Raw genomic sequence first — 21,898 nt, forward strand, 5'->3', positions numbered from 1 at the left:
ATAATTATTCACTAATTTTGTTACTGTTGACTTAGCACTGCTAAGTCACCCTCACATTTATTTCATCTTACTTTGTTTAGTTTTCAAAGGTCTAAAGCGTGTTGTCTGTTTGTGACAACTTCTAAATATTACAACATTTTTTTCGTTTCGTCAAGCTTTTTAATTTTTATTTTGAATATTTATTCAAAATAAAAATATGAATCTGTTTAACGACATTTATTAGATTACCATGATTTACATAGCGTTGTCAATCAAAAAATGTTTTTTAATAATATGAAATATTTTGGTATCGCTAGTATTTAACTGCTTACGACATCAATTACTATAACAAGTCTGTTCCCTATGGTCAACCATATTTTACACATTTTTTACAAAAAAAAAAAAAAGGCGAACATTTATTTATTTGCCTAGAGAGAAAAGACGAATATATATTCAAAACACCTTTCACTCCAGAACTATCGCAAATAAAAAAAGGTTTTTGTTCGCATTTTTATTATTTCATGAAATTCATTTTAATTTATAAACGATCGATTCAAATGCACGTAATGTTAAATCGTCTATTTTTTCACTGCTATCTTCGTAATTACTGATAATGATCGTGTCTACTTTTCTATCCTCATCTTTATAAAAAGTTGGTTCTTGATAGAAATTAATAATAACTAGCCATGTTTCGCCTTTATAACTGCGTTCATAAACAAACAGCTGCGGATCATTTGGCAACAGTTCCTTATACTCGCCCCATACAATGAGTTCGTTCTCTTTCCTTAAACGAATCAAGGTTTTATAGTAGTTAAAAACAGATTCATCGTCTTCTTGGTCATTTTTCACATTCAATTCTTTATAGTTAGGATTAAGAGCCAGCCAAGGTGTCCCTGTTGTAAATCCTCCATTTAAAGATCCATCCCAAGGAATAGGGCGTCTAGCATTGTCTCGACCTTTTTTATTGATGGCTTGAATGATCTCTTTTTTACTATATCCTTGCTGAAGTCGTTCATTATACATATTGATACTCTCTATATCATTGACTTCTTCAATTGAAGCAATCGGTGTATTTGTCAGCCCGATTTCTTCGCCTTGATAGATGTATGGCGTCCCCTTTAGAAAATGCAAAAACGTTGCGAACATCTTGGCAGATACTTTACGGTATTGCGGGCTATCATCGCCCCAATTAGATACGATCCTGGGAATATCATGATTGTTCCAAAATAAACTATTCCAGCCATCTCCATCTAATGCTAACTGCCATTTAGTAAATACTTGCTTTAAAGCGATAAAGTTTAAGGGCTTTGTATCCCATTTAGGCTTGCCGGGTTGTTCATCGAGACCAATATGTTCAAATTGGAATACCATTGACAGTTCATCGCGTTCAGGTGAGGAAAATAATTTTGCATCGTCAGTCGTTACTCCCCAAGTCTCACCTACTGTTAAGACATCACGCTTGCCAAAAGTTTTTTGATGCATTTCTTGAAGGTAGGTATGCAGCATTGGACCGTTTCCAGTAATCAGCTCATCCGGAACTTTTCCAATCAGGTCGATAACATCCATTCTAAAACCGCCAATACCTTTATCTAGCCAAAAATTCATCATCTGCCAAATTTCATTGCGGACTTTTGGATTCTCCCAATTTAAATCAGGTTGTTTTTTACTATATAAGTGTAGATAATATTGATTGGTTTGCTCATCTAATTCCCAAGCCGATCCGCTAAATATAGATGTCAATTCATTAGGTGCTTCATTATTTTTTCCATCACGCCAAATATAGTAGTCTCTGTACTCGTTGTCTTTACTCTTTCGAGATTCGATAAACCAAGCATGTTCATCAGATGTGTGATTCACGACAAGGTCCATAAGGATACGAATTCCCAATTCCTTAGCTTTTTGAATCAACATATCCATATCATCCATCGTTCCAAAGTCTGGTGAGATCGCTTGATAATCACTAATATCATACCCATTATCATCATTAGGAGATCGATAGACCGGACTCAACCAAATGGCATCGATTCCTAACTCTGCTAAATGGCTCAATCGTTGAATAATGCCTTGGATATCTCCAATACCGTCTCCATCGCTATCTTGAAAACTTCTAGGATAAATTTGGTATATAACCGAACTATGCCACCATTTTTTTTGCACTCTAACCACTCCTCAGCTATTTGCTCTTTCTAGAATATCCGTTAATTTTAATTTACTAGTATCTGCTGCTGCATAATCAGCTTTTTCCATTGCTTCTTTTGTCCCTACACCAACAGAAAAGATCCCGGCTGCATTGATTGCTTCTATACCAGCTTGAGCGTCTTCGACTCCAACACATTCAGCTGGTTTTAAATGCAACTGTTCGGCTCCTTTAATAAAAATTTCTGGATCTGGTTTTCCATTTTCTAATCCTGCAGGATCGACGACCGCATCAAATAAATCAGCAATGCCAAGTTTCTCCATTATTACGGGCCCGTTTTTGCTAGCTGAAGCCAGCGCTAAGCGAATACCTGCCGCTTTTAGATCTGCCAATAGATCGCTTATCCCAGGCAATAAATCAGCTGGCGTAACATCTAAGATCAATTTTTTATAGTCTTCATTCTTTTCATCTGCTAATCGTTCTTTTTCTTCAACAGAGTAACTTTCTATCTGATTTCCTAGAGCTAAGATACGGTCAAGTGAATCCATTCGACTGATCCCTTTTAACTGTTCGTTCATCTCACGATCAAGCGAAATCTTTAATTTATCCGCAAGTCTTTTCCATGCTTGATAATGATATTCAGCAGTATCCGTTATTACGCCATCTAAATCAAAAATAAACCCTTTGATCATGTTCTATCTGCCCCTTTTTTTCAAATAGTAAAAGCTATCAAATGAATTTATCGATTTGATAGCTTCCTATTGATAGTCTGTTTAAATCCATCTTTTTATCATTCGATTGCCTGTAATTACTGAAGCTGACTTTTAACTTCATCCGTCAACAGCATTTCTTGATCAAATAAAGTAAGGTTGATTGCTTCGCCTTCTTCTAACCGAACACTCACAGATTCCTGCGTCACTGAGATATGCAACAAGCGTTTACGATACTTGATCATGAAGTTGTATCCTGTCCAATTCTTTGGACAAAAGGGTTTAAATGATAATTTATTGTCAAAAGTACGCATGCCTGCAAATCCTTGAACAATAGCTAGCCAACCACCGCTCATAGAAGTGATGTGCAATCCATCTTCCGTATCGTTGTTGTAGTTGTCTAAATCTAAGCGAGCAGTACGCGAATAAAACTCGACTGCTTTTTCTGTCTTGCCTAGTTCTGCTGCTAATATAGCATGGATAGAAGCTGAAAGAGATGATTCATGGACCGTCATTGGCTCATAAAAATTATAATTTGCTTCTTTTTCTTCTATAGTGTATTCATTATTCAAATAATAAATACCTTGTAAAACATCTGCTTGTTTGATGAAGCAAGAACGTAAAATTTTGTCCCATGACCAATGTTGGTTGATCGGTCTTTCAGATGGGTCAAGATCATTTGTGGTAAGCAATTCTTTATCTAAAAAAGTATCATGTTGGACAAAAACATTTAATTCTTCATCACGAGGGTAATACATTTTTTGAACGATATCTGTCCATTTAGCCTTTTCTTCAGCGGTAACATCCAGTTCATTCATTATTGCAGAAGAACCTTTATCCAAGCTTCCCAACGTGTAACGTAACGTCCAAGCAGCCATCGTATTTGTGTACCAGTTATTATTGATATTATTCTCATATTCATTTGGACCAGTGACTCCATGGATCATGTAGCATTCATTGCGTTTAGAATAATGCACACGATCAGCCCAGAAACGTGAAATAGAAACTAACATCTCGATACCTTTGGTTTTTAAAAAAGATTCATCGCCAGTATAATTCGTGTAATTGTATATAGCATAAGCGATCGTACTATTGCGGTGGATCTCTTCAAATGTAATTTCCCATTCATTATGGCTTTCGATCCCATTAAAAGTTACCATTGGATACAAAGCACCTTGCAACCCTTGTTGTTTAGCATTATGAAAAGCACCTGAAAGTTGATTATGACGGTATGTCAATAATTGTTCTGAGACTGTTTCATCAGCTACCGCTAAATACATAGGTAAAATAAACGCTTCTGTGTCCCAGTAAGTTGCTCCACCATACTTTTCACCAGTAAAACCTTTTGGACCGACATTCAAACGGTTGTCTTCTCCATAGTAAGTAGAAAATAATTGGAATATATTGAAACGGATTCCTTGTTGGCTTTCTGCATCTCCTTCGATCACTACATCTGCTTTATGCCAACGTTCTTGCCAAGCGGCAACGTGTTGCGCTTCTAGCTCTTCTTCACCCAAGGCAATAGCTTGATCTAAAATTTCAGCAGCTTTCGTTAGCTGATCTTCAGGTTGCACATCACGACTTGTAAGCACACTGACAAATTTAGTCACTTTGGCTTTTTCACCAACAGCTAATGTATAGGTAATATTTTCTTCAACTAACATAAATCCTTCAGAGAATGTTCTCTCTTCATAATTTTCCATCACAGTTTCCATCATGGTTGTTACCGTAAATTGTTCTACCCCAAAAGGATTTTCAATCGTTTTAGTAGTCAAACTGCTTTTTTCACCTGAAACGCGGTTCATTTCCAACCAGAAATTTTCTTCATAATTACTGTCTTCATTTACCACATTTCCATCCATTTTGGGACTGAATACGATTGTTGCTGAACCCTTTAATACCTCACCGGTCACTTCAATGACTGCTAATTCTTTTAATGCTGCACTAACAAAGCGTTTAAAGGTGAATCGAACCTCGATTTCTCCTTTGACCCAAGTATATGAACGATTTAAAATACCTTTTTTCATATCTAAGTCGATTTTATAATCTTTCACTTCATCAATAGCTAAATCAACTTTATGGTCATTTACCGTTATTTCGATAGGAATAAAATTCGTGGCGTTGATCACTTTTCCAAAATATTCTGGATAACCGTTTTTCCACCAACCAACTCTCGTTTTATCAGGATACCAGACCCCAGCCAAGTAAGTCCCTAAATGCGAATCACCAGAATACCCTTCTTCAAAGTTTCCCCGCATACCCATGTACCCGTTCCCGATGGCGGTTAAACTTTCTTGCAATCTTTTATCTGCTCTATCTAATTTTGTTGAGCTGACTCTCCATGGATCAACATCAAATAAACGCTTAATCATGAACTCTTACCCCCAAATCCTTTTTCACTTCGTTCTTATTCATTTTGTCGTTAAATCTTGTTTTATAAAAGACGAACAGCAACATGATTACCAGTCCAACTGATTGGATCATTAACATAATCACGATATCGAATTGGATCGATCCGATCAATAATGCAATCAACGATGGCAACCCAATACAATTCGTTAATAAGTTGACCGATTCTTTATAGCTATTAATAGAAGAGAACTGACTTTTTCTAGTCAGATATAAGAAGATTGCTGAACCAAATGTTAGAAAAAGGGTACTGACCAATGTAATAGTGAAAACTAAGAACATCAACGTCGCTACAGTGTATCCTTTATTTTTGATAAACCATTGGCGAGAAAGAGCTTCCTTTAATTCAGCTGTATTCGTAACTTTTGACAAATCAAAATCTTTTGTATAAGGAATGGTCGACAACGACTGGTTGCCTTCTTTGATCACGAATTCATTTTCTTGAAATATCAATGCATTTTCAGGTGCTAAAGTTTCTTCTATCTCACTTTCGGTCAACATTCCGCTAATAGTGCCATTTTCAGATATAAGGACAAATGATTCCGGCAACACTAAAGTGCCGTTCTCATATTTGCCTTGTTGCAATTTCAAAACAGCCGTTTCATCTATCAGACCAAAAGAATCAGGTAAGGTATCTTCTACTGGAAAAGTATCCATTTTTGTATAATTTAGTGATACGGGAATCATCAATAAACTGTTAACAAACAGCAAAACAATAAAAATTTGAAACCAGTTCAATTGATGACGATTTTTGAAAATTTGTCTTGGAGACCAAATACTTTTAAAATAATTTAATGGGAAAGCATCAGTTTTCATTGTTTCACTTCTTTTCTTTCAAAATTAGTGTTCATTTACCCTTTTGTTCCACCGCTCGTTAAACCAGAAACAAAGTTCTTTTGTAGTAAGAAGAACAATACGGAAATTGGAACAGCGATCAAAATCGCACCAGCTGCGAATAAGGCAACTTTTTGATCTTGCGGATTACTGATAAACGTTTGCAATCCTACTGCTACAGTGATTTTTTCCGGACTTCTCAATAAGAATCTTGCTAGCATAAAGTCGCCAAATGGAGTCATAAATGCCCATAATGCTTGTACAGCAATCATTGGACGGACCAGAGGAAGAACGATTTGCCAAAAAATTCTAAAATGTCCAGCTCCATCTAATTTAGCCGATTCATCTAAGTCTTTTGGAACCGTATCAAAGTACCCTTTCATTAACCATGTATTCATGGGTATTCCACCACCGATATATAACATCGTCAAGAACCAAAATTGATCTAAGGCCCCTAACAACAATGCCATAACATAAAAGGCAGTCAATGCAGCCATAGTTGGGACCATTTGGATCACTAAGAAAAACATCAAACTCTTTTTCCGTCCCAAAAAATTATACCGGCTGTAAGCATAACCTGCAATTGTAACCAGCCCTACTTGGATGACCATAGTAGATACGGCTACGATCAGAGTGTTTTTATACCATGTTCCATAAAGCGTTTCTTGGAATAGTCGCGTGAAGTTAGACAATGTCCACTCTGAAGTTAGATCTAGCGAAAAGGCCGTTATGTTCCCTGACTTAAACGCTGAACTAGCTGTGATCAATAATGGATAGATGATAATGATCGCTAAAACGATCAAATACACATATGTGAAAAAGCGACTAAACAGACGACCTACTTTTTGTGATCCAATTAAATTTTTCATATTATGCATCCTCCATGTTAAATGCATTTGTTCTCTTGAAGACTGTCAAGGAAACAACGATAACCAAAGCCGAAATAATCAAGGTGATGGCAGCTGCCATAGAATATTGAGGCGATGTTCCGGTCGTTAATTTATAGATCCAAGAAATCAAGATATCGGTAGCTCCTGCGCCGCCTCCGACACTTCCTGGTCCACCATTATTGAAGAGGTAGATCATTGAAAAGTTATTGAAGTTCTGTGTATATTGTGTAATAAAAGTTGGAGCAGCAACTAAAAAGACCATTGGCATCGTGATTTCTCTGAAACGCTGAAATGCACTAGCTCCATCAATTTTTGCAGCTTCATATAAATCTTCTGGGATAGATTGCAATATACTCGTCGTCATAACGTAAATATAAGGGAACCCTAGCCACCCTTGTATCATGATAATTGCGGCTTTAGACCAAAAGGCATTTGTTTTCCAAGCGATCCGGCCAATTTCAACAAATGGCAGCTCATTTATTAATGGAATAACTTGGGTGTTGATTGCTCCGATACTATCGTTAAAAATATTTGAGAAAGATAGGATTGTGATAAATGCTGGTACAGCCCAAGGTAGCAAGAAGATAACACCAAAGAAACGTTTTCCTTTAATGAAGGACTGATTGGCAATAACGGCTGTGAAAATCCCAATAACGATTTGCAGTGTCGTCGCACTGAATGTCCAAATGATTGTCCAACTAAAAACAGACGTAAATGCATCTCGGTATGTGCTTAAGAAGAAGATATTCACGAAGTTTTTTAATCCGATCCAGTCAATTAAATTTGCTGGAGGAATATGATAAAAATCGTAGTTTGTAAAAGCCATAAATAATGTGACTAAGACGGGGAAAATAATTGTAAAAGCCATCATTAAGTATGCCGGTACGATCAGCAGATAAGGAAAACCTGCATTGTATACATTCCACATCACATCTTTAATCGTTACGTTAACTTTTTGTCCTCTATTCCAAATGGACGCCACGCGTTTTGCATCATAGATATTTAACGCATAAAAAGCTAAGAAAATGACTGTTATGATCAATTGAAGTGTTCCTTCGATCATAATAAATAATGAATGATCTTCTACTGGAGTGCTTCCTAATGTAATTAGTCCGTTAAATGCATCAAAACCAAAAACAATCATCTCGACAATAAATGCGACGAAAATAGCTAAAAATACGATTCCTTTAAATAATTGTCCGTTATAAAGCTGACCTAAACCTGGTATGATTGAATACCGCATCGCTTTTTTTTCATTTTTGATATTTTGAGGTTCTGTCTGAGAAGACATTTTTAATTCCTCCCTTTTCTATTAACATTTTTCGGCAGAGAACAACTACGTTCTCTGCCGAAATCTGTTCATTTTTTTTGGAAATTAGTTTGTGTATTTTTGTTCGATTGATTCTTTAATTAATTTAGCAGAATCATCAGCTGATTCTTGAGGTGTCTTGTTGCCAGATGCTGCATCAAACAACATGTTTTCAGCGCCAGTCCAAACTTCAGCCATTTCAGGGATGTTTGGCATTGGTTGTGCATCTTTGTATTGGTTGATTACAGCAGTTGTTAACTCATCTTCTTTTTCGGTAGCATAAACACGTGAATCTTGATTTGCTGGAACTTCATTTGTTGTATCATAGAATTTGTTTTGGTTCTCAGTATTTGTTACATAATCTAACCAAGCTTGGCCAAGATCTTTGTCTTCTGAGTAGTTGCTGACAACCCATCCTTTTCCGCCGCCGAATGCTTCATAAGCTTCGCCATTGTTCAAAGTTGGGATAGTAGAAACACCATAACTTACACCAGCATCCTTCAAGCTAGCTGCTTGCCATGGTCCGCCGATGAATGCGCCGACTTTACCATTTAAGTATTGATCTGTGATGAATGCATCAGAACTCGTTACATCTTGCATTCCTTGAGGCCATGTATTTTGGAACCAGTCAGTAGCGTATGTGATAGCTTCAACAGCGCCTTCATTGTTTAAACCGATGTCTGTTGGGTCTGTTCCATCTTCACCAAAAACGTATCCGCCGTAGCCAGAAACCAAACCGTAAGTGAAGTAGAAATCAGTCCATTTAGCTAAGAATCCTGTGTTTTTTCCTTCTTCGCCTTCAAATGCAAATCGATCGTCTTTTGCTAATTCTTCTAGATCTGCAAATGTTGTTGGTGCTTCATCTAATAAATCTGTATTGTAATACAATACCAAAGTTTCGATTACTGAAGGTGCTCCATAAATTTTTCCATCTAAAGTTACTTGAGCTCTATCTGTATCATCATATTGATCGTCATTTGCTAATGTTACTTCAGCAATATGTCCTTGTTGTCCTAAAGATCCCATACGGTCATAAGCAGACATCATAATGTCAGGTGCATTCCCAGATGGACCATCAAGAGGTAATGCTTCTAATTGTTCAAACATATCTCGTTCAGTAATTTCGATCTTAACACCATTTTCCTCTTCAAAATCACCTTTGATATCTTCAACATATTCTACATAACCTTTGTCAACCGAAATCTGTAATGTTGTATCTTCTCCTGCTTCTTCGCCACCGGCTGTTGAACCTGATTCTGTTGCATCTTCTCCGCCACCACATGCTGCAAGTACTAATGCACTAGCCGATACCAAACCTAAAACATATTTTTTCCAAGCTGTCTTCTTCATCTTTGTATTTCCCCCTCATATAAAAAGCTTTTTGATTACATTCTTATTATCAGTTATTAAATCTCTTTCTGCAAACGTTTTCTTTCTGTTACCGGTAACAGGATATTTTTTTAAAATAATAATCGTTCTTTTTAGATTCTAAAATAATCTTTCGACTATACCAATGAGCGTTGAAATTTAGATTGTAGCTCTCTTTTTCACCATCGGTTATTTTTGGTATTTTTGTGCAATATTTTCTTCAATGAGTTGAACAGCATCATCTGCAGCTTGTTGAGGCGTTTTATTGCCCGAAGCAGCATCAAAAACCAATGTTTCAGCTCCCGTCCAAACTTCACTCATTTCAGGTATATTTGGCATTGGAACGGCTGAATCAAATTGTTCAATGACCGCTTTTGTTAACTCATTACCTGATTCGCTAGCAACGGATCTAGCTTCTTGATTTGCTGGGATTTCTGAAGTTACCTCATATAATGTTTCACTGTTTTCGGCATTTGTTACATAGTCTAACCATTCTTGAGCTAACTCAGGATTCTTTGAGTATTTACTAACGGCCCATGCAACTCCGCCAGCAAAAGGTTCATACTCTGCTCCATTCGGCAGTGTTGGGATGGTCGAAACACCGTATTTTACACCCGCATCGTCATAACCGCTTGCTCCCCATGGACCATTTATTACAGCAGCGGTTTTTCCGCTAGTGAATAACTCATTCATAAAGTTTTCTGAACTTGTCGCATCTAACATACCTTGTGGCCAAACATCTTGGTACCAATTTGCTATATAACTGATCCCTTCAACTGATTTGGGCGAATTCAATCCAATATCCGTTGGATCTGTTCCATCTTCTCCAAAAACATATCCGCCATACCCAGAAAGAAGACCGATATATTGGTAAGCCGTTGTCCAATTAGCTAAGAAAGCTGTATTTGTTCCTTCTTCATTTTTAAATGCATATTGGTCATCTTCTGACACTTTTTCTAAATCTTCAAATGTTTCAGGTGCTTGTTCAAGTAAATCTTTATTGTAGTATAAGACCAATGATTCGATCACAAATGGCGCTCCATAAATTTTATCTTCAAGCGTAACTTGTCTTTGGTCCAATTCGTCATAACGTCCATCATCCGGTAGCGTTACTTCTGCCAAATGTCCTTGTTGACCTAGGACTCCGACTCTGTCATAAGGAGCAATCAAAATATCTGAACCGATATCGGCAGGGCCATCTAATGGCAAAGCTTCGATCCCTTCAAACATGTCCCGCTCAGAAATCTCGATCGTTACACTATGTTCTTCTTCAAAAGCTGGAATAATTTCATTTACATACTCACTATAGCGAGGATCAACATCAATTTTTAACGTTGCAGACTCCCCATCTTTAGCAGCTTTTTCTGCATCTGTTTCCGTTGCTTCTTCCCCACCTCCGCAAGCTGCCAATAATACCGTACTGACCGATACCAAACCTAAAACCATTTTCTTCCAATCTTTCTTCTCCACCATAATTTCCTCCTCCTTTTCATATAATTTCATTATCTAACTTCTGTTATTTTTTCGCAACCGCCACCACTTGGTTAAAGTAAAATAAAATAATTAGGCCAAAATCTGGTTAAAGGAATCTTATTCGGTGATTATTGGGCCCGTTGTTTGGAATAGATTTAACCATTCTCTTTTAATGACACAAAAAAATGGAACTGGCTAAAGATCCCAGTTCCATTTCTCTTTTATCCTTTATAAATAACAAAACCATATTGTTTAATCAACAACGATTTATTGTCTGTTTCAGCTAAATTAGCGAGTAAGACCTCTGTTTTTTGTTCTAAGTCCAATTCTAAATCTTTCTCTCCTTGATTGAAATAACAGACAAGCTCTTCGGAGCCAAACTTCCTTTTGAATCCGATGACCTTTTCGTCATCTCGAACATCAAACCATTCGATCTCTCCATAACTCAACAGTTCTTGATTATGCTTTCTAAATGTGATCATTTTTTTGGTGAAAGCAAGCATATCGCTATCTTGTTCTTCTTTATCCCAGATCATACATTTGCGGCAATCGGGGTCATTAAACCCATCCATGCCAATTTCAGTTCCATAATAAATACATGGTGATCCGTGTTGGGTAAACATAAAGGCCAGTCCTGCTTTTGCCAATTGTTTGTTATTTCTACTGATAGTCAGCAAACGAGCAGTATCATGAGAATCTAACATATTGAACATGACTTCGTTTGTTTGGTTACGGTATAACATCAATTGTTCATTTAACCCAGCAACCATTTTATTCGCTGAAATGATTTCCTTCATAAAGAAGTTTTGGATCGTTTCGGTATACGCATAGTTCATAACAGCATGGAATTCATCGCCTTGCAGCCAACTTTGTGAAGAATGCCAGATCTCTCCTAAAATATAAAAATCCTCTTTTAAAGCCACAGAAGCCTGATTGAATTTCTTCCAAAAATGATGATCTACTTCATTTGCGACATCTAGACGCCAAGCATCAATATCAAACTCTTTGATCCAGTACGTCGTAACATCCAATAAAAAGTCTTGGACTTCAGGATTGCTGGTATTCAATTTTGGCATGTGACCTGTAAAAGCAAATGTATCATAAGTTAGTTCACTCACATTTTCTAATTCTACCATGGATAAACCAGCGAGTGATTTAACCGGAAATTGGTTGATATGGAACCAATCTGTGTAACGCGATTTCTCTTGATGTTCAAGCACATCTTGCCATTGCATCGAATCCATTCCTAAATGATTGAATACGGCATCCAACATGACACGGATCCCTCTTTTATGTGCTTCTTGCACAACTTTTTTAAAGAGTTCTTTATCACCAAAATCAGGATCGATATCGTAGTAATCGATCGTATCGTATTTATGATTCGATTTAGCTTTAAACAATGGACAAAAGTAGATCCCATTGATCCCTAAGTCGACTAGATGATCTAAATGATCAAGCACACCTTGTAGATCACCACCATAAAAATCGTCACGTTCAGGATGTTTCTTGCTGCCCCAAGGCAATGTTCCCGCTGGATCATTAGTCTTATCTCCATTAGCAAACCGTTCCGGGAAAATTTGATACCAGACCGTTTTCTTCACCCATTCAGGCGTTTTCACTCGATCGATTTCATGTAAGTAAGGCATTCTAAAAAAGGTATTAGCATCTTCTAAGTAGTTATCCGTAAATGGAAAAACGCCGCGATCTCCGTATAGCACTTCAATCCCATCAGTTCCTTCTACATGGAAACAATAAGCAATGCGCTTTGTTTTTTCAGAAGTTTCAATTACCCAATAATCATGAATATCCGTACTCACAGCTAATTTCATCGGTTTATCTTCTTTGTACCATTTTTGTGAACCATGAGTATAAGGATCTCCACTGATCAAATTGACTTTCTTGGCATCCCCTTTTTTTGTTCTTAAACGAACGTGAAATTGATTTGTTTCATATAAATAAGCGTATTCGCTATCCGGTCTGTGGTAAATTGCAGCTGTTTCCATTGTTATTTTTCCTCATTTCTTTAGTTTGTTTTAGCTCTACTTTTTAATAAATCATTTTCACATCAAAATAACCATTGCTCCATATGGACTCAAAGTCATTATTCCCTCTTGCAGAGAATTTCCTTCATTAGTCAATTTAATTATATATGGCTCTTTTATTAACTCTTTTATTGAAACGACTTGCGTTTTTCCCGACATATTGCAACACACTAAAGCTTTAACCGATCCCCAGCTACGTTCGTAACAATAGGTTTCTAAACTCGTTTCTACCAATTGAAACGCACCTTCTATAAATACCGTTTCTTGTTTCAATTCTAGTACCGTTCTATAGTAGTTTAAGATGCTGTATGCATCTGTTTCTTGGTCCATTACGTTATACTTTTCTTCACGATTTACTCCGCTCCATGGAGCATGGGCTGAAAACCCAGCAAACTTCGAGTTATCCCACTGCATAACACCTCTACTGACGTCTTTGCTTCGTGCATTTAAGTGTTCCAAAGCAAATTCTTTTGAGTGGCCTAGATCCAGTGCTGTTTGATAAAAAAGATCTGCTCCGGGCAATGAGAAATTTTCAATCGTTTCGATCGTTAAATTTTTCATACCTATCTCTTCACCATTCAATAAAAAAGGAATGCCTTTTTGTAAATACATTAACGTCGCCAGCATTTTACTGCTATTATCACGATGCTGTTCATCATCACCAAAGCGTGAGACCGCTCGAGCCATATCATGATTATTCCAATACAATACCGGTCCACCGATTGAGGCTAACTCTTTTTGCCATTCTGCCATTATCTGCTTGAATTTTTTTAAATCTAGTTTTCCATGCTGCATGTTCAATGGAAGCCGTTCATCTTTTAACTGTTCCGTTTCTGGAAAGTACCGGAATGTTATCACGCTGTCACACACATCATTGATCGGGTCTGTATATTGTTTTGCTAAGTCAATACTCGCTGACGCCGCTTCTCCAACTAAAAAAACATTCGGATGATTTTTACGGATGCGCTGACTAAATTCCTTCATGTAGTCGATTACTTTTGGTAAATTAGCATAATAGTTCTCTGCTAAAACGATTTCATTTTTATTTGCCGTGTCACCATCAGGAAAACCCGCTTCTTTGTCGACATGAATAAACGCATCCAACCGCAGTGCATCGATTCCTTTGTCTAACCAAAACTCCGCACAATCAGCCATTGCTAACCGCACTTCAGGATTTTCCCAATTCAGGTCCGGCATTTCTTTTGCAAATAAATGAAAATAGAAAGAGTCACTACTTGGTTCTTTTTCCCAAACTGAACCGCCAAAAAATGAGCCCCAGTTGTTTGGCACTGATCGTTCTTGGACTGCTTCATGCCAAATATAGTAATCACGATACAAATTGTCCGGCCCTTTCAATGCTTCTTGAAACCAAGGATGCTGATCAGATGTGTGATTCAATACAAAATCCATCATGACTTTAATGCCTCGTTTATGGGCTTCTTCGATCAGCTTCTCCATATCCGCCATCGTGCCAAAACTATCATCAATAGCATAATAATTAGCCACATCGTAACCATTGTCGATCTGAGGAGAATCAAAAACAGGATTAAGCCAAATCATATTTACCCCAATGGATCGAATGTAGTCCATCCGTTTAAGAATCCCTTTTAAATCACCGATCCCATCATCATTCGTATCCTGAAAACTTTTTGGGTAGATTTGGTACACAACTGCATTTTTCCACCACTTGTCATGAATAGTACCCATACTCCATCACCTCGTCTTCACTAAATTCCATTTCAACTATCAGTTTACAGAATCTAGAAAGCACTTACAATCAGAACTCCACTGTTACCGGTAACAACTTAATTCATTGAGGTGATCGTTTTTCATAATTTCTTCGCTGTTTGCGTATCATGCATAAAGACAATGGCTCCGTATGGGGCTAAAGTGACTGCATCTTGATCGATGGTATTGCCTTCATTTTGCAATATGATCTTCCAACCAGCTTTTGAGATCCCGTCTTCTTGGATGTGTTCTTCCGTATCGGACAAATTACAGCAGATGATCGCACGCTGACCTTCAAACTCCCTTTCATAGATGTATAATGCATCTTTTGTCTCGGTTAATTTAAAAGAGCCTTCTCTAAATATGGCCGATTTCTTTAATGATAAAACTTTTTGGTAATAAGCTAAGATACTGTTTGGGTCTTTTTGTTGATCCGCTACGTTGTATTTTGCTTCCACGTTGACAACACTCCATGGTTCGATCGTTGAAAAACTAGCAAATCTTGAAGCGTCCCACTGCATAGCTCCTCGACTTACATCTCGTCCTGTGTGGTTCAATTCTTTCAAGATATGTTCTTCAGAGTACCCTAGTTGCTTGGCTTTTTGATAAAAAGGAATAGCCCCCGGTGTATCAAATATATGGTGATCTGCACATTGTAAATTACGCATACCGATTTCTTCTCCATTGTAAATAAACGGTATCCCGTGTTGAAGATACATCAAAGTAGCCAGCATTTTACTGCTGTTGTCTCTGTATTGTTCTACATTTCCAAAACGAGAGACAGCTCGTGGCATGTCATGATTGCTCCAGTACAAAACGGGTCCACCAGTTGGATTCATTTTAGTTTGCCAGTCATTCATGATTTTTTTAAAGGCTTTTCTATCTAATCGACTTGATTGCATATTGAACGGCAATCGCGGATCTTTCATTGCCTCATCTTCTGGAAAAATCAGAAAGGAAACAACAGCATCACACATATTACTTTCAGGATCGGCATACTCAAAAGCAAGATCTACATCCGCTGAAGCAGCTTCTCCTAGAATGAAAACATCCTTTTTAACTTTTCGCAGATCCATCGTCAATTTTTGAACATAGTTTTTAATATTAGGCAGAAAAGCATTTATTTTTTGAGCAGAAACCAGTTCTCGACCTTCTTCCATTTCGATTATCTGAAAGTCATCTACTTTATCCATATGAATAAATGCATCTAAGCGAAATCCATCTACACCATGATCCATCCAAAATTTTCCAATATCCAACATAGCTTTTTCAACTTCTGGATTATCCCAATTTAAATCCGGCATTTCTTTTTTGAACAAATGAAAATAATATTGGTTTCCAACTGGCTCCTTCTCCCAAACAGAACCGCCAAAAACGGCGACCCAGTTATTGGGTAGATGACCTCCTTTTTTTGGATTTTCCCAAATATAGAAATCACGATAAGGATTTTCTGGACCTTTTAGTGCTTCTTGAAACCAAAGATGTTGGTCAGACGTATGATTCACAACGAAATCAAAAATAACTTTTAAGTTGCGCTTATGAGCTTCTTCAATCAACTTCACTGCATCATCTATTGTTCCAAAAATTGGATCGATCGCATAATAATCCGATACATCATACCCATTATCCACTTGCGGTGAAGCGAAGATCGGGTTGAGCCAAATAGCTGTAGCACCTAATTGTTGGATGTAATCTAACCGCGAAATGACCCCCTTGAGATCTCCAGTGCCGTCCCCAGTCGTATCTTTGAAACTTCTTGGGTAAACTTGATAAACGATCGCTTTTTTCCACCAATCCTGTTCTTCCATCGTTATCGCTCCTTTATACTTTTTTTATCGCTAGTTATCATTATTGTATGTAAACCTTGAAAAAATTGCCACTTTTCTGATTATCGTTTACCTTTCAGCTAAAACAAGGCACACATTAAAAGTTAATTGTCCCATAAAAAAACAAACTTCCCCCAAAGAGACTCCCACTTATTTTGCTATAAAAAAATAACCCCTAAATGGTTAGACTTAACGCTAACTTTTGGGGGTCGCTACTTGATCAATGGTATTTTTTTAACAGCTAGCCTGATTTTTCCAAAAAAGTGCTTGCTATAATGCTTATTGTTGCGTTGTTGTCCCTCTGATGATCAGTTCAGGAGTGAAAAACAGTTCACCTTGTGGGGCATTCTTTTGCTCGATCTTATTCAACACCATTTTAGCACAGGCTTCTCCCATTTGAACAACCGGTTGTTTCACAGTTGTTAGTTGTGGAAAAGCAATTTGGTCTAAAAATACACCATCATAGCCAATAATTCCAAAATCAGAAGGAACAGTTCCTTCCATATTAATGATCCCTCTTTGGATCCCGATTGCTAACCGGTCTGAACTGCAAATAAAGAGCGTATTGGTTTTAAATTTGGCCCAATTTTCTTTAATAAAATCTGCAGCATAACGCGAACGATTTTCAAAACGGTGGATTTCTGGTTTTAGCTTGTTTTTTTGAATCGTTGTTATATAACCGTTTTCTCTTGAATACTCGAAAGATTCTTTTACATCGATCCCAATGAAAATAATATTTTCATAGCCTAAATCGATCCCATATTGTGTTGCCTTCGCTACGCCTTCTTTATTATTTGAATCCACAAAGTCATACCCATGTCGATTTTCTCCAAATAATACTACCGGTTTTGTCGCGCGACTTATCCATTCATAGTCGTTTTCACGCATGCCACAAATAATATACCCATCGCATGCCCCAATATCGAAGTTATTTTTAGTTACCAGCTGCAAAGAATAATGCCGATTGTCTAATTCACGTGCGATACCCATCAATAAATTCATGTAATACGGTTCAGTTGTATCCATTTCTTCAAGAATAAATAGTTTAATGATTTGAGTGCGATTACTGACCAATGCTTTTGCTGCAACATTTGGCCGATATTTTAGTTCTTCCATTGCTTCAAATACCAGTTCTTTTAATTCATCTGTCACTTGTTCAGGATGATTGATTACTCTGGACACAGTCATTTTGGACACATTTGCTTTTTTTGCGACATCGTTAAGCGTTGTCATGCACTGTCTCCTTTCTCTTATCTCAATTTTCTAGCTGCCTTATAAATACATGCTCTCTTATACACGAAATGTTTTACTATCCTACTAATAGTATAGAGAATCTTTTTTTGTGTCAACATTCTTTCTAATTTTAGGGGCTCACTTGATTTAACAACAATTTTATCTTTTCATTATTTTTATAGTGGCATGCTTTTTTTCTTGCTTCACTCTTATATAGGAGCAAATTTGTCAGATTGATCTTTTTGGAACACTTTCTAAAAGGCTAAGTAAAATAAGCAGATGCAGCTAGGGCAAATATCCCCACTGCATCTGCTTATTTAGATCTGTGCATTAATCTTCAGCATTTAATTTTTTGCTGCTTTCTCTTATTTCAGTTGACATTCAGGACAGGTACCGTATATTTCTAAACGATGTCGTTTCACTTTAAAACCAGTCAAGTTAGTTGTTACTTCACCGATATCTTCTAAACCTGGATAATACAGATCTTCAATTCTTCCACAAACTTCACAAATAGCGTGGTAATGTTGGGTTGAGGTGAAATCAAATCGACTTGAAGCATCTCCGTAGTTCATTTCAACTACAAAACCAATTTTAGTAAATAACCGTAAATTATTATAAACAGTTGCGGCACTCATAGTAGGGAATTGTTCTGCGAGAGCTTGATATATTTCATCAGCAGTAGGGTGGTTATGATTTTCAATTAAATATTCTAATATCCCATGACGTTGCGGTGTAATACGAATATGAGCTCGCTTTAATTTCTCAATCGATTGGGTAACTAAATGATTTGAAGACATAATACTCCTCCTTTCAAATCGCATAATAAAAATTTATGTCGGTAGATTCAAAATTTACCGTTATCATTTGATAGTGATTATCATATTGTAATAAGTGTTCTATACTCTAATAATAACTTTTCTAGCTCAACTTTGCAACTGATAGTTAGTGCTTTAATTAGTAGAAAGATTGCACTTCTAAGTTAAGAGATTTACAATAGATATGATTTTACTTTTAAGGAGGCAATTATTTTATGTTAAAACATGTTCAAAGTGACCGTTTAGCTAATGAAGCAAGTCAAGTTATTGTAGGAGGGGTGAATAGTCCCAGTCGTTCCTTCAAAGGAGTCGGCGGAGGGAATCCTGTTACGATGGCTCGCGGAGATGGAGCATACTTATATGATGTTGATGACAATCGTTATATCGATTACTTAGCAGCTTTTGGACCGATCATAACCGGTTTTAACCACCCACATATCGTCAAAGCAATAAAAAGAGCTGCCGATACTGGTGTTTTGTTTGGTACTCCATCCGAACATGAAATAACTTTTGCAAAAATGTTAACCGATGCTATCCCTTCAATGGATAAAGTTCGTTTTACCAATTCAGGAACTGAAGCTGTTATGACTACTGTTCGAGTAGCTCGTGCTTATACAAACCGTGAATTGATTGTGAAGTTCTCTGGTCAATACCATGGTCATTTTGATCTTGTTTTGGTTGAAGCAGGCAGCGGCCCTTCTACTTTGGGAGCCACAGATTCTGGCGGAGTAACCAGTGGAACCTCTAAAGAAGTGATCACCGTACCTTATAATGATGTCGAATCTTACCGATCCGTCATGGAAAAATGGGGTAATCAAGTAGCGGGCGTTCTAGTTGAGCCGATTGTTGGGAACTTTGGCATGGTAGCTCCAAAACCTGGATTTTTAGAAGCTGTAAATGAGATCACACATGAGCATGGCGCGTTAGTGATTTATGACGAAGTGATCACTAATTTCCGCTTCCGATATGGAGCTGTACAAGATATGCTAGGTGTCATCCCTGATTTAACAGCATTTGGTAAATCAATAGGCGGTGGATTGCCGATTGGAGCTTATGGTGGCCCATCCGAAATCATGGATACTGTTGCACCTCTTGGACCCGCATATCAAGCTGGCACAATGTCAGGTAATCCTCTTTCTATGCAAGCTGGGATTGCTTGTTTAGAAGTTTTGCAAGAACCTGGCATTTATGAAAGAATGGCTGATTTTGCTGTTCAATTAAAAGAGGCTCTACTTGAAGCTGGTAAAAAACATGCTATTCCAACCGTTGTGAATCAAATCGGTGGATCATTAACGGTCTACTTCACAGATCATCCAATTGAAAATTATGCAGATGCAAAAGATACAGATACTGAACGTTTTGGACACTTCTTCAAAGCTATGTTAGACGAAGGCATCAATCTTGCTCCAAGTAAATACGAGGCTTGGTTTTTAACCATGATGCATACCCAAGAAGATATAGATGAAACAAAACGAGCTATTGATAGAGCTTTTGCTAAATTAGTATAAGAATTCAAACATTCCTGATATTATTATCTTAATTTTCAAACTATTGACTACAAAATCTTTGCTTAATCACATAAAGTAGCTTATCATTGAGGTACAACTATCAATCAAATGGAGTGAATTTATCTTATGAGAATTGGAGCAAGAACGCTAAAAACAGGAATTGCTGTGGCTCTTTCAATAGCGATACCTGCTCTACTAAACTTCCCATCGGGCAGTGTTTTAGCTGCTATATCAGCCATTTTTGCGTTACAGCCTTCTGTTAAGCGATCGATCAATACTCTGAAAGATCGTATTATTGCTAATTTGATCGGTGCATTTGTCGCTGTGACTATTACTTTGACTTTAGGAAATAATTTCATTGTGATTGGATTAGCTGCTTCTCTGTTGATCGCTATCTTATATCAGCTGAACCTTAGCAGCGTGATTGGTTTAGCAACGGTAACTCTGATCGTTATCATGCAGACTACTGAAGACGATTTTATTCTTTACGCAACTATAAGGGTCCTAGCTACTATTATTGGTGTTCTTATTGCTTTCGTAGTCAACACGACTTTATTTCCACCGAAATATGAAGAAAAATTATATCATGTTACAGACTATTCAACCACTGAGATTATGAAATTCTTACGTGCAAGCGTTCGGAAAAACAGCCAGTATCCAGTTCTTAAAAAAGATTTAAAATGGATCAAATCCGAGTTAAATCGAATGGATGTCTACCTATCATTGTTCAGAGATGAAGGGTTGGTTACTAGAAAAAAAGACCGTGTTCAAAAAATGCGGAAAGTAGTTGTTTATAGAAAGATCATTGCTACCGCGAGAGAAGCTTACAATCTATCCTATACTTTTCATAAGTATGAAAATTCATTTAATCATTTTCCAAAAGAACTACGTATTTTGATCCGTGAACGTCTTGAGACCCTACTCACAGCACATGAACAAATTTTATTGAAATTTAATGGGCGTGTTTCACCAGATAGTGTGAATTTTATCGCGTATAAAGCTCCGCTTAGAAAAGAATTCATGCAATCCTTCTTTGATGAAGCTAGTTTAGAAGAGTACATGCATGATGATTACGGGCAAAGCAATGCGGTCATCCATATTATGTCAAGTATTTTAAAATACGAAGAATTCTTGGAACATTTAAATATTTTAGTTAGCAGCTACAAGGGAAACGATTGGAATAAAGATACAGAAATTTCGAACATTGAACACATTGAACAATAATAAGAGGCCTGGACTTATTAAGTCCGAGCCTCTTTTCCTATCCAACTAATGATTTTAAAAGTAGCTTTGCTGTTAGAAAATGAGGCTGCACTTATAATACCTTTAAATTTTTTTATCAAAAAGCTCATGTAACTAAACGTACTCCTCTATTACATGTTTATCATGCCTACAAGGAATAACAGGCACTAACTTTGGTGTTCGTATAGCTGGAATTTCTGTCGGAATAGGGGTTGCTTGTAGCCATGTAATGAATTCAATGCGAATTATAGAGCTTTAATGCTATAGCGCTTAAGCTCTATTTGAGGCTTGAAAGCCTGAAGACTTCCTCTTAGGCTTCATGTGTTTCCATGGCTCTCCACAAGCAAACCCGTTATTCCAGAAGAAATTTCTTTTGGAACATCAACACCATTTAT

General features: G+C 37.1%; 15 protein-coding genes. 2 read left to right on the forward strand and 13 right to left on the reverse strand.

Features of this window, described 5'->3' with window-relative positions:
• Positions 1-507: 507 nt before the first annotated feature.
• From J7E16_RS10560 to J7E16_RS10620, 13 genes are all read right to left on the reverse strand, one after another.
• A complete protein-coding gene (locus J7E16_RS10560; protein ID WP_214891546.1) occupies positions 508-2,136 on the reverse strand; it encodes a glycoside hydrolase family 13 protein in 1,629 nt (542 codons plus the stop codon).
• A gap of 12 nt (positions 2,137-2,148) precedes the next feature.
• The gene (gene pgmB, locus J7E16_RS10565; protein WP_214891547.1) at positions 2,149-2,808 is read right to left on the reverse strand and encodes a beta-phosphoglucomutase; all 660 of its coding nucleotides are present in this window, start codon (positions 2,806-2,808) and stop codon (positions 2,149-2,151) included.
• Positions 2,809-2,924: 116 nt separating this feature from the next.
• Complete coding sequence (gene mdxK, locus J7E16_RS10570; protein WP_214891549.1) at positions 2,925-5,198, reverse strand: maltose phosphorylase MdxK; 2,274 nt, start codon at positions 5,196-5,198, stop codon at positions 2,925-2,927.
• On the reverse strand, positions 5,191-6,051 hold the full coding sequence (locus tag J7E16_RS10575; RefSeq protein ID WP_214891551.1) for a DUF1189 domain-containing protein: 861 nt from the start codon (positions 6,049-6,051) through the stop codon (positions 5,191-5,193). Before J7E16_RS10575 ends, mdxK begins: the two co-directional genes overlap by 8 nt.
• A gap of 35 nt (positions 6,052-6,086) precedes the next feature.
• Complete coding sequence (locus tag J7E16_RS10580) at positions 6,087-6,938, reverse strand: sugar ABC transporter permease (RefSeq protein ID WP_214891553.1); 852 nt, start codon at positions 6,936-6,938, stop codon at positions 6,087-6,089.
• A 1-nt stretch (position 6,939) separates the two neighbouring features.
• Positions 6,940-8,250 (reverse strand): sugar ABC transporter permease, encoded by a 1,311-nt coding sequence (locus J7E16_RS10585; RefSeq protein WP_034545159.1) that lies wholly within the window; start codon positions 8,248-8,250, stop codon positions 6,940-6,942.
• A gap of 84 nt (positions 8,251-8,334) precedes the next feature.
• A complete protein-coding gene (locus J7E16_RS10590) occupies positions 8,335-9,618 on the reverse strand; it encodes an extracellular solute-binding protein (protein WP_214891555.1) in 1,284 nt (427 codons plus the stop codon).
• Positions 9,619-9,825: 207 nt separating this feature from the next.
• Positions 9,826-11,106: an extracellular solute-binding protein gene (locus J7E16_RS10595; protein ID WP_214891581.1), complete on the reverse strand. Its 1,281-nt coding sequence runs from the start codon at positions 11,104-11,106 to the stop codon at positions 9,826-9,828.
• 224 nt (positions 11,107-11,330) lie between these two features.
• Positions 11,331-13,112, reverse strand: coding sequence for a glycoside hydrolase family 13 protein (locus J7E16_RS10600; protein ID WP_214891557.1), 1,782 nt, complete (start codon positions 13,110-13,112; stop codon positions 11,331-11,333).
• A gap of 57 nt (positions 13,113-13,169) precedes the next feature.
• Entirely contained in the window at positions 13,170-14,858 is a 1,689-nt protein-coding gene (locus tag J7E16_RS10605; RefSeq protein ID WP_214891559.1) for an alpha-glucosidase, read from the reverse strand.
• A 122-nt stretch (positions 14,859-14,980) separates the two neighbouring features.
• The gene (locus J7E16_RS10610) at positions 14,981-16,687 is read right to left on the reverse strand and encodes a glycoside hydrolase family 13 protein (protein ID WP_214891561.1); all 1,707 of its coding nucleotides are present in this window, start codon (positions 16,685-16,687) and stop codon (positions 14,981-14,983) included.
• A gap of 297 nt (positions 16,688-16,984) precedes the next feature.
• Positions 16,985-17,938 carry a LacI family DNA-binding transcriptional regulator gene (locus J7E16_RS10615; RefSeq protein WP_214891563.1) on the reverse strand — a complete coding sequence of 318 codons (954 nt, stop codon included), beginning with the start codon at positions 17,936-17,938 and terminating at the stop codon, positions 16,985-16,987.
• Positions 17,939-18,303: 365 nt separating this feature from the next.
• Complete coding sequence (locus J7E16_RS10620) at positions 18,304-18,735, reverse strand: Fur family transcriptional regulator (protein WP_214891565.1); 432 nt, start codon at positions 18,733-18,735, stop codon at positions 18,304-18,306.
• Positions 18,736-18,968: 233 nt separating this feature from the next.
• Between J7E16_RS10620 and J7E16_RS10625 the strand changes: the two genes are divergently transcribed.
• Both J7E16_RS10625 and J7E16_RS10630 read left to right on the forward strand, forming a co-directional pair.
• Positions 18,969-20,261, forward strand: a complete 1,293-nt coding sequence (locus J7E16_RS10625) for a glutamate-1-semialdehyde 2,1-aminomutase (protein ID WP_214891567.1) — start codon at positions 18,969-18,971, stop codon at positions 20,259-20,261.
• A gap of 126 nt (positions 20,262-20,387) precedes the next feature.
• On the forward strand, positions 20,388-21,485 hold the full coding sequence (locus J7E16_RS10630) for an FUSC family protein (protein ID WP_214891569.1): 1,098 nt from the start codon (positions 20,388-20,390) through the stop codon (positions 21,483-21,485).
• Positions 21,486-21,898 lie beyond the last annotated feature (413 nt).

The organism is Carnobacterium sp. ISL-102 (assembly GCF_018612935.1).
GTDB lineage: Bacteria > Bacillota > Bacilli > Lactobacillales > Carnobacteriaceae > Carnobacterium_B > Carnobacterium_B alterfunditum.